Raw genomic sequence first — 9,490 nt, 5'->3', positions numbered from 1 at the left:
CCGCTCCTCAATCGCCGGAGGGGCTGTCATCTCCGCTCCCCGCCCCGGGCCGCTTCGCATGCTTCCCCTGCTTCGCCGGCGTCCGCAGCCGCGACGTCACGTCGTCCGGCGGCAGGAAGCGCGACCAGCGTTCGGGGAACTCGGAGGGCATCTCGGGGTCGTCGGGGTCGTCGGGGTCCCCCGCCGCCTCGCGCGCGGCCGCGCGGGCCACGACCTCCGCGGCCTGCGCCTCCCTTATGCGGTCGTTGGCGGCGCGGGCCACGGCCGTGGCGACGGACGGCCAGACCCGGTCGATCGCCGCGTTGACCGCGGCGCCGACCAGGACCGCGAACGCCGAGACGCCGATCCACAGCAGCACGGCGACCGGGGCCGCGAGCGAGCCGTAGATGGTGGGGCCCTCCACCGTGCTGGTGAGGTAGATGCGGAGCAGGAAGCTGCCGAGCACCCACATGGCGAGCGCGATGAGCGCGCCCGGCATGTCCTCCACCCAGGGCGAACGCACCGGCACGGACACGTGGTACAGCGTCGTCAGGAAGATCACGGAGAGGATGACGACGACGGGCCAGTAGAGGATCTGGACCACCGTCGTGGAACCGGGCAGGAGTTTCACCACCGCGTCCGGGCCCGCCACCATCAGCGGCAGCGCGACCGAGCCGATGAGCAGCGCCACCAGGAACAGGCCGAAGGCGAGTATCCGGGTCTTGACGATGCCGCGCACGCCGTCGAGGCCGTACATCACGGTGATGGTGTCGATGAAGACGTTGACGGCGCGCGAGCCGGACCACAGGGCGAAGAGGAAGCCGATGGAGATGACGTCGGGTCTGCTGACCCGCATCACGTCGTCCAGTATCGGTTCCGCGATCTGGTGGACGCCCCGGTCGGACAGGATCGTGCGGGACGCCTCCAGGATGTTGTTCTGGACGCTGGCGATGGTGTCCGCGCCGGTCCACCGGTCGACGTAGGCGAGCAGGCCGATCAGGCTCAGCAGCAACGGTGGAACGGAGAGCAGCGTGAAGAACGCAGCCTCGGCCGCGAGCCCCAGGATGCGGTACTCGATGCACGAGTTGACGGTGTCCTTGAGCAGCAGCCAGGCGGTCCTGCGCTTGGAGACGTTCCGGTAGAGAGCGCGGGCCCGGTTCCAGCGGCCCGACGGCCGCCCGGGTGTTTCTTTTGCCTGGTGCACCTCCTTACCGTAGCGGCATGGCAGCCAGCACCCACACAGTGACCAACCAGGCTCCGCCCCTGGTGGGATATGACGTATTCGCGTCCGACCGGGCCCTCGTGGAGGGCGTCGAGCGGCATCTGGATCCGGCGCTCCTCGACACCGCCCGCGACGAACTCTCCCTGCTCGGCCGCACCGCGGGTTCCGCCCAGGCACAGAGGTGGGGAGAGCAGGCAAATGCGCATCCTCCCGTTCTGCACACGCATGACCGTTACGGGAACCGGATCGACGAGGTCGAGTTCCATCCGGCCTGGCACCGGCTGCTCGGCAAGGCCGTCTCCGCGGGCCTGACCACCGCCTGGTCGCGGCCCGGCGGGCATGTGCGGCGGGCCGCGGGGTTCCTGGTGTGGACGCAGGCCGAAGGGGGGCACGGGTGCCCCGTCTCGATGACGCACGCCGCGGTGCCCGCGCTGCGCACCGACCCGGCGCTCGCCGCCGAGTGGGAGCCGCGCCTCTCCTCGACCATCTACGACGAGGGGCTGCGCCCGGCGTCGCAGAAGGCCGGTGTCCTCTTCGGGATGGGCATGACGGAGAAGCAGGGCGGCAGTGACGTGCGGGCCAACACGACGCGCGCGCAGGCGCTCGCGGAGGACGGGACGTATGCCCTGACGGGGCACAAGTGGTTCTGTTCGGCGCCCATGTCGGACGGGTTCCTGGTGCTCGCGCAGGCCGAGCAGGGGCTGACGTGCTTCCTGGTGCCGCGCGTCCTGGAGGACGGCACGCGGAACCCGTTCGCCATCCAGCGGCTCAAGGACAAACTGGGCAACAAGTCCAACGCGTCGAGCGAGGTCGAGTTCGACGGGACGTGGGCGCGCCGGGTCGGGGACGAGGGGCGCGGGGTGCGCACCATCATCGAGATGGTGGCGGCGACCCGGCTCGACTGCGTGATCGGTTCGGCGGCGCTGATGCGGCAGGCCGTGGCGCAGGCGGTGCACCACGCCACGTACCGGGAGGCGTTCGGCGGCAAGCTCGTCGACAAGCCGCTCATGCGCAACGTACTGGCGGATCTGGCGCTGGAGTCCGAGGCGGCCACGACGCTCGCGCTGCGGCTCGCGGCGGCGTACGACGACGGGGACGAGCAGGAGCAGGCGTTCCTGCGGCTCGCGGTGCCGGCCGCGAAGTACTGGGTGACCAAGCGGTGCACGCCGATGGTCGGCGAGGCCCTCGAATGCCTGGGCGGCAACGGCTATGTCGAGGAGTCGGGCATGCCGCGGCTGCTGCGCGAGGCGCCGCTCAACTCCATCTGGGAGGGCTCGGGGAACGTGCAGGCGCTGGACGTGCTGCGGGCGCTGCAGCGCGAGCCGCGGGCGCTCAACGCGTTCCTCCAGGAGGTCGGCGCGGCGCGCGGCGCCGACCACCGCCTCGACGGTGCGATCAAGGACCTGCTGACGGAACTGGCCGACCTGGACGGCATCGAGGGCCGGGCGCGGCGGCTCGTGGAGCGGATGGCGCTGGTGCTCCAGGGGTCGCTGATCGTGCGGTACGCGCCTTCGGAGGTGGCCGACGCGTTCTGCGCCTCACGGCTCGGCGGGGACTGGGGCGCGGCGTTCGGCACGCTGCCGCACACACTCGATCTGGCCACAGTGGTGGCACGGTCCGCGCCGGAGGTCTGACGGCCGCTCCGCCGGAGCCTGCGTCATGGCCCCGGGCCGACACGGGGGTGGTGCTGCGCCGACACGGCACCACCCCCGCCCTTCAGGCCCCTTGAGGAGCGTGAACACCGCACGGGCGGTGTTGCGTCCAGATTCGGGCACCGGCCGGGCGTTGGCCAGAGTTGCAGGAGGTTGCAACCCACCGTGACACCTGGGAGGTTCAGCGCCCCGATGCGGCTCCCGGGGGCCCGCGCAGGGGGCACGATGGGTGCCTGCCCCTCCACCTTGGTCTGGCCGGAAAGGACCCAGTGGTCATGAACGCCCCGTCGACGATCGACCTCGCGCGGATCTCCGCCATGGACCGCACGCACGCCGCGCACCTCCTGAAGGGGGTGCGCGACGCCACGCTCTCCGGGCGGCGGCCGAGGGTCCTGCCGCGTCCGGTGATCGGCGACTCGTGGGGGCGGATGCTGCTCGGCGGGGTCGACCCCGACCACGACTTCCGGTCCCGGCTGCTGACCGGGGAGGAGCTGGAGGAGCGCCGCCGCACCTCGCCGCTCCTGGAGGTGCTGCCCGTCCTGCGGAACGCCCTGGTCTCCGTGGCGGACGCCGCGCAGCACATCATGGTCGTCTGCGACGCGGAGGGCCGGGTGCTGTGGCGCGAGGGCAGCGCCGCGGTGCTGCGCCAGGCGGACGCGCACGGCCTGGAACCGGGCGCGGACTGGGGGGAGAGCGTCGTCGGCACGAACGGCATCGGGACTCCCCTGGTGGTGCGCCGGCCCGTGCAGGTCTTCTCCGCCGAGCACTTCGTGCAGACCCACCATCCGTGGACGTGCACGGGCGCCCCGGTGACCGACCCGCGCGACGGCAGGCTGCTCGGCGTGGTCGACGTGAGCGGGCCGCTGCAGACCATCCATCCGGCGACGCTCGCGCTCGTCGACTCGGTGGCCAAGCTCGCCGAGGCCCGGCTGCGGGACAAGCACGTGACGGCGCTCGACCGGCTGCGCGCGGTGGCCGCACCGGTCCTCGCCCGGCTCGACGGGCGGGCGCTCGCGGTGGACGCGCACGGCTGGACCGCCGCGGTGACCGGCATGCCCCCGGCGGACCGCCTCGCCCTCCCCAAGTCCTTCGGCCCCGGCCGCACCTGGCTGCCCTCCCTCGGCCCCTGCCTGGTGGAGCCGCTGGCCGGCGGCTGGCTGCTGCGCGTCGAGGAGCCCGGCGACGTGCCCAGGCCGGTCGGCGCGACCCGGCTCGTCCTGGACGTGAGCAGCCCGCGCCGCTGGACGCTGTCGGTGCTCGGCGGCGCCCACGACTGGACGCACGAGCTGAGCCCGCGCCACGCCGAACTCCTCTACCTCCTGTGCACCTACCGCACCGGGCGCACCGCTTCGGGTCTCGCCGAGGACATGTTCGGCGACCCGGCGCGCACGGTGACGGTCCGCGCCGAACTGTCCCGCGTACGTCGCTACCTGGGCGGTCTGCTCGCCCACCGGCCCTACCGCTTCCACGAGGACGTCGACGTCGACGTGATCATGCCGGAGCGGCCGGTGGACCTGCTGCCCCACTCGACGGCACCGGCGGTCCGCGCGGCGAGACGGCTCGCGGAACCCTGAGAACCCGTCCTTGAGCGCCCATGATTCCCTGTGCCGCATGAGCATCACAGTCACCACCTGGTCCCTCGAACAGACGTCGCCCACCGACCTGCTCCCGGCCGCCGCGCCCGACGGCGACGTCCGGATCGTGCGCGCCGAAGTGCCCTCGCCCGAGTTCAGCAGGTTCCTGTACGCGTCCGTCGGCGGGGACATCCACTGGACCGACCGGCTCTCCCTGACCTACGCGGAGTGGCAGAAGCTGCTGGAGCGGCCGGGTGTGGAGACCTGGGTCGCGTACGAGAACGGGACGCCCGCCGGGTACGTGGAGCTGGCGGCGCGCGGCGAGAACGGGGACGCGCCGGAGGGTGTCGTCGAGATCGTCTACTTCGGCCTGCTGCCCGCCTTCCGGGGGCGCCGCATCGGCGGCCACCTCCTGTCGTACGGCGTCGCGCGCGCCTGGGACCTGGCCGGGCGGTGGCCGGGGCTCGCGCCGACCGGGCGGGTCTGGCTGCACACCTGCTCCAAGGACGGCGAGCACGCCATGGAGAACTACCAGCGGCGCGGCTTCAAGCTCTTCGACACCAAGGTCGAGCTGGAGGCGGACGTTCCGGCCCCCGGTCCCTGGCCGGGAGCCCACCGCGCCTGAAGCCCGGGAGTGACCCACGACACCGTTGTCCACGATGCGGGACAACGGTGTCCGCATTTTGGATAATGCTGGACTGGGCCGAAAGTCCCATGACACGCTTCCGGCATGGATCGCACTGGAAACGCCTTGGTGAGTCGACGTCACGTCGACCTCGGCCGCATGTCCAGCGCCATGTGTCCGGCCTGCTGATCGTCTCAGCCCCGCCGCACCCCATCCACTGATCCCCCTCCCTGCGCAGCGCCGCGCGCACGTCCCCCACCCTGCCCAGCAGGTCCGGGAACGTGCCATTTTCGCAGGTCAGAGTTGCTTTCCCGCTGCCCCGAAGGACGTACCAGCATGGCCGCCACGCCAGAGAAGCCCGCCCCAGCCACGCCCCGCCGCAAGGCGAGCCGTCACCGCGGCGAGGGCCAGTGGGCCGTAGGTCACTTCACGCCGCTCAACGGGAACGAGCAGTTCAAGAAGGACGACGACGGTCTCAACGTGCGGACACGTATTGAGACGATCTACTCGAAGCGTGGTTTCGACTCCATCGACCCGAACGACCTCCGTGGCCGGATGCGCTGGTGGGGGCTGTACACCCAGCGCAAGCCCGGGATCGACGGCGGCAAGACCGCGATCCTGGAGCCGGAGGAGCTGGACGACGAGTACTTCATGCTCCGGGTGCGCGTCGACGGCGGCCGGCTGACCACCGAGCAGCTGCGCGTCATCGGCGAGATCTCCCAGGAGTTCGCGCGCGGCACCGCCGACCTCACCGACCGGCAGAACATCCAGTACCACTGGATCCGCATCGAGGACGTCCCCGAGATCTGGCGGCGGCTCGAAGCCGTGGGGCTCTCGACCACCGAGGCCTGCGGTGACACGCCCCGCGTGATCCTCGGCTCCCCCGTGGCGGGCGTCGCCGAGAACGAGATCATCGACGGCTCCCCCGCCATCGACGAGATCCAGCGCCGCTTCATCGGCAACCCCGACTTCTCGAACCTGCCGCGCAAGTTCAAGACCGCGATCTCCGGCTCGCCGCAGCTCGACGTGGCCCACGAGATCAACGACGTCGCGTTCGTCGGCGTCCACCACCCCGAGCACGGCCCCGGCTTCGACCTGTGGGTCGGCGGCGGCCTCTCCACCAACCCCAAGCTCGGGGTGCGGCTCGGCGCCTGGGTGCCGCTCGACGAGGTCCCGGACGTGTTCGGCGGCGTCATCGGCATCTTCCGCGACTACGGCTACCGCCGGCTGCGCAACCGCGCCCGCCTGAAGTTCCTCGTCGCCGACTGGGGCCCGGAGAAGTTCCGGCAGATCCTGGAGGACGAGTACTTGAAGCGGAAGCTGGTCGACGGGCCCGCCCCCGAGCAGCCCGCGGGCACCTGGCGCGACCACCTCGGCGTCCACCGGCAGAAGGACGGCCGCTTCTACGTCGGCTTCGCGCCCCGCGTCGGCCGCGTCGACGGCGCCACCCTCACGAAGATCGCCGAGGTCGCCGAGGCACACGGCTCGGGCCGCCTGCGCACCACCGCCGAGCAGAAGATGATCGTGCTCGACGTCGCGCAGGACCAGGTCGACTCGCTCGTCTCCGCCCTCGAAGCGCTCGACCTGCGGGTCAACGCCTCGCCCTTCCGGCGCGGCACGATGGCCTGCACCGGCATCGAGTTCTGCAAGCTCGCCATCGTCGAGACGAAGGCGCGCGGCGCCTCCCTCATCGACGAACTGGAGCGCCGCATCCCCGAGTTCGACGAGCCGATCACCATCAACATCAACGGCTGCCCGAACGCCTGCGCCCGCATCCAGGTCGCCGACATCGGCCTCAAGGGCCAGCTCATGCTCGACGCGGACGGCAACCAGGTCGAGGGCTATCAGGTGCACCTGGGCGGCGCCCTCGGGCTCGACGCCGGCTTCGGCCGCAAGGTCCGCGGCCTGAAGGTCACCGCGGCCGAGCTGCCCGACTACATCGAGCGGGTCCTGGGGCACTTCCAGGCGGAGCGCGAGGAAGGCGAGCGCTTCGCCACCTGGACCGCCCGCGCGTCCGAGGAGGCCCTCAAGTGAGCGAGCGTGCCGCCCCGTTCCACTGCCCCTACTGCGGCGACGAGGACCTGCGCCCCCACGAGGCCGGTCACGGCGCCTGGGAATGCGCGGCGTGCAACCGGGCCTTTCAGCTGAAGTTCCTCGGGCTGCTCGCCCGGGGCGTTCAGCACACCAGCAGTGGAGAGAACCAGATATGACGACCGCTCAGGACAAGAAGTCGCGCACGGACGACGAGTTGAAGGCGCTCGCCGAGCAGGCCGGGCGCGACCTGGAGGACGCCTCCGCGCTTGAGGTCCTCCAGTGGGCCGCCGACACCTTCGGGACACGCTTCTGCGTCACCTCCTCGATGGAGGACGCGGTCGTCGCCCACCTCGCCTCGCGGGCCATGCCCGGCGTCGACGTCGTGTTCCTGGACACCGGCTACCACTTCCCGGAGACCATCGGAACCCGTGACGCCGTCGAGGCCGTCATGGACGTCAACGTCATCACCCTGACGCCCCGTCAATCGGTGGCCGAGCAGGACTCCGTGTACGGCGCGCGGCTGCACGACCGCGACCCGGACCTGTGCTGCAAGCTGCGGAAGGTGCAGCCCCTGGAGGAGGGTCTCGCGGGATACGCCGCGTGGGCCACCGGACTGCGCCGCGACGACTCGCCGGCCCGGGCGAACACCCCGGTGGTCGGCTGGGACGAGAAGCGCCGCAAGGTCAAGATCTCGCCGATCGCCCGCTGGACGCAGGACGACGTCGACGCGTACGTCGCCGAGCATGGCGTCCTCACCAACCCGCTCCTCATGGACGGCTACGGCTCGGTGGGCTGCGCCCCCTGCACCCGCCGCCTCCTGGCGGGCGAGGACGCGCGGGCCGGCCGCTGGGCCGGGAACGCCAAGACCGAGTGCGGGATCCACGGATGACCGCGCCGCAGACTCAGCAGCAACAGACCCGGGAGAACCACGTGACGACCGGAGCCACCGTCTGGCTCACCGGCCTGCCCAGCGCCGGCAAGACCACCATCGCGTACGAACTGGCGGGCCGCCTGCGCGCGGAGGGCCGCCGCGTCGAGGTGCTCGACGGCGACGAGATCCGTGAGTTCCTCTCGGCGGGCCTCGGCTTCAGCCGCGAGGACCGGCACACCAACGTGCAGCGCATCGGCTTCGTCGCCGAACTCCTCGCCCGCAACGGCGTGCTGGCGCTCGTCCCGGTGATCGCTCCGTTCGCGGACAGCCGCGAGGCGGTGCGCAAGCGCCACCAGGCGGGCGACACCGCGTACATCGAGGTGCATGTCGCGACGCCGGTCGAGGTGTGCTCCGTACGCGATGTGAAGGGTCTGTACGCCAAGCAGGCGAAGGGTGAGATCTCCGGTCTCACCGGGGTCGACGACCCGTACGAGGCGCCGGACTCGCCCGACCTGCGCATCGAGTCGCAGAACCAGACCGTGCAGGAGTCGGCGGCGGCTCTCCACGCACTGCTCACGGAGAGGGGTCTCGCATGACCACGGTTGCCACAGTGCCGGACGAGGGCACCCACAGCCCCTACGCGCTCAGCCACCTGGACGCTCTGGAGTCCGAGGCGGTGCACATCTTCCGTGAGGTGGCGGGGGAGTTCGAGCGGCCGGTGATCCTGTTCTCCGGCGGCAAGGACTCCATCGTCATGCTGCACCTGGCGCTGAAGGCGTTCGCCCCCGCGGCGGTCCCCTTCTCGCTGCTGCACGTCGACACGGGACACAACTTCCCCGAGGTCATCGAGTACCGCGACCGGGTGGTCGCCGAGCACGGGCTGCGGCTGCACGTCGCCTCGGTGCAGGAGTACATCGACGCGGGCAAGCTGCGCGAGCGCCCCGACGGGACGCGCAACCCGCTGCAGACCGTGCCGCTCACCGAGAAGATCCAGAGCGAGAAGTTCGACGCGGTCTTCGGCGGCGGACGCCGCGACGAGGAGAAGGCGCGGGCCAAGGAGCGGGTGTTCTCGCTGCGCGACGAGTTCTCGCAGTGGGACCCGCGCCGCCAGCGCCCCGAGCTGTGGCAGCTCTACAACGGCCGCCACGCCCCCGGCGAGCACGTGCGCGTCTTCCCGCTGTCCAACTGGACCGAGCTCGACGTGTGGCAGTACATCGCCCGCGAGAAGATCGAGCTCCCGCAGATCTACTTCGCGCACGAGCGGGACGTGTTCCAGCGCTCGGGGATGTGGCTGACCGCGGGCGAGTGGGGCGGCCCCAAGGAGGGCGAGACGGTCGAGAGGCGGCTGATCCGCTACCGCACGGTGGGCGACATGTCCTGCACCGGCGCCGTCGACTCCGACGCCACGACGCTGGACGCCGTCATCACCGAGATCGCCGCGTCGCGGCTGACCGAGCGCGGGGCGACGAGGGCCGACGACAAGCTCTCCGAGGCCGCGATGGAAGACCGCAAGCGCGAGGGGTACTTCTAACC

Annotated in this window: 10 protein-coding genes; 9 read left to right on the top strand and 1 reads right to left on the bottom strand. The window is 71.4% G+C overall.

The annotated features are described in order from the left end of the window. Positions 1 to 7 precede the first annotated feature (7 nt). Positions 8 to 1,183 carry a YihY/virulence factor BrkB family protein gene (locus AB0H82_RS32345; protein ID WP_362999069.1) on the bottom strand — a complete coding sequence of 392 codons (1,176 nt, stop codon included), beginning with the start codon at positions 1,181 to 1,183 and terminating at the stop codon, positions 8 to 10. A gap of 17 nt (positions 1,184 to 1,200) precedes the next feature. On the opposite strand from AB0H82_RS32345, the gene AB0H82_RS32340 reads away from it, so the two are divergent. The 9 genes from AB0H82_RS32340 to cysD all read left to right on the top strand — a co-directional run bounded on the left by AB0H82_RS32340 (position 1,201) and on the right by cysD (position 9,488). After that, complete coding sequence (locus AB0H82_RS32340) at positions 1,201 to 2,835, top strand: acyl-CoA dehydrogenase family protein (protein ID WP_362999068.1); 1,635 nt, start codon at positions 1,201 to 1,203, stop codon at positions 2,833 to 2,835. A gap of 293 nt (positions 2,836 to 3,128) precedes the next feature. Next, a complete protein-coding gene (locus AB0H82_RS32335; protein WP_362999067.1) occupies positions 3,129 to 4,427 on the top strand; it encodes a GAF domain-containing protein in 1,299 nt (432 codons plus the stop codon). A gap of 37 nt (positions 4,428 to 4,464) precedes the next feature. Further along, positions 4,465 to 5,052 carry a GNAT family N-acetyltransferase gene (locus tag AB0H82_RS32330; protein WP_362999066.1) on the top strand — a complete coding sequence of 196 codons (588 nt, stop codon included), beginning with the start codon at positions 4,465 to 4,467 and terminating at the stop codon, positions 5,050 to 5,052. 105 nt (positions 5,053 to 5,157) lie between these two features. Beyond that, the gene (locus AB0H82_RS32325) at positions 5,158 to 5,241 is read left to right on the top strand and encodes a putative leader peptide (protein WP_317850486.1); all 84 of its coding nucleotides are present in this window, start codon (positions 5,158 to 5,160) and stop codon (positions 5,239 to 5,241) included. Positions 5,242 to 5,388: 147 nt separating this feature from the next. Further along, positions 5,389 to 7,086, top strand: coding sequence for a nitrite/sulfite reductase (locus AB0H82_RS32320; protein WP_362999065.1), 1,698 nt, complete (start codon positions 5,389 to 5,391; stop codon positions 7,084 to 7,086). Then, positions 7,083 to 7,262 (top strand): hypothetical protein, encoded by a 180-nt coding sequence (locus AB0H82_RS32315; RefSeq protein WP_362999064.1) that lies wholly within the window; start codon positions 7,083 to 7,085, stop codon positions 7,260 to 7,262. The genes AB0H82_RS32320 and AB0H82_RS32315 overlap by 4 nt, the downstream gene beginning before the upstream one ends. Continuing rightward, positions 7,259 to 7,975 carry a phosphoadenylyl-sulfate reductase gene (locus AB0H82_RS32310; protein WP_362999063.1) on the top strand — a complete coding sequence of 239 codons (717 nt, stop codon included), beginning with the start codon at positions 7,259 to 7,261 and terminating at the stop codon, positions 7,973 to 7,975. The genes AB0H82_RS32315 and AB0H82_RS32310 overlap by 4 nt, the downstream gene beginning before the upstream one ends. Further along, positions 7,972 to 8,553, top strand: a complete 582-nt coding sequence (cysC, locus tag AB0H82_RS32305) for an adenylyl-sulfate kinase (RefSeq protein ID WP_362999062.1) — start codon at positions 7,972 to 7,974, stop codon at positions 8,551 to 8,553. Before AB0H82_RS32310 ends, cysC begins: the two co-directional genes overlap by 4 nt. After that, complete coding sequence (cysD, locus tag AB0H82_RS32300) at positions 8,550 to 9,488, top strand: sulfate adenylyltransferase subunit CysD (RefSeq protein WP_362999061.1); 939 nt, start codon at positions 8,550 to 8,552, stop codon at positions 9,486 to 9,488. The genes cysC and cysD overlap by 4 nt, the downstream gene beginning before the upstream one ends. Positions 9,489 to 9,490: the final 2 nt, after the last annotated feature.

It is taken from the genome of Streptomyces sp. NPDC050732 (genome assembly GCF_040654255.1).
Taxonomy (GTDB): domain Bacteria; phylum Actinomycetota; class Actinomycetes; order Streptomycetales; family Streptomycetaceae; genus Streptomyces.
The sequence above is the reverse complement of the archived record's forward strand: the minus strand, read 5'-3'. Positions and strand labels throughout refer to the sequence as shown.

Bases quoted from the DNA above. Each gene is read 5' to 3' on its own strand.
- AB0H82_RS32340 (WP_362999068.1), top strand. From the start codon at position 1,201: ATGGCAGCCAGCACCCACACAGTGACCAACCAGGCTCCGCCCCTGGTG.
- AB0H82_RS32335 (WP_362999067.1), top strand. From the start codon at position 3,129: ATGAACGCCCCGTCGACGATCGACCTCGCGCGGATCTCCGCCATGGAC.
- AB0H82_RS32330 (WP_362999066.1), top strand. From the start codon at position 4,465: ATGAGCATCACAGTCACCACCTGGTCCCTCGAACAGACGTCGCCCACC.
- AB0H82_RS32325 (WP_317850486.1), top strand. From the start codon at position 5,158: ATGGATCGCACTGGAAACGCCTTGGTGAGTCGACGTCACGTCGACCTC.
- AB0H82_RS32320 (WP_362999065.1), top strand. From the start codon at position 5,389: ATGGCCGCCACGCCAGAGAAGCCCGCCCCAGCCACGCCCCGCCGCAAG.
- AB0H82_RS32310 (WP_362999063.1), top strand. From the start codon at position 7,259: ATGACGACCGCTCAGGACAAGAAGTCGCGCACGGACGACGAGTTGAAG.
- cysC (WP_362999062.1), top strand. From the start codon at position 7,972: ATGACCGCGCCGCAGACTCAGCAGCAACAGACCCGGGAGAACCACGTG.
- cysD (WP_362999061.1), top strand. From the start codon at position 8,550: ATGACCACGGTTGCCACAGTGCCGGACGAGGGCACCCACAGCCCCTAC.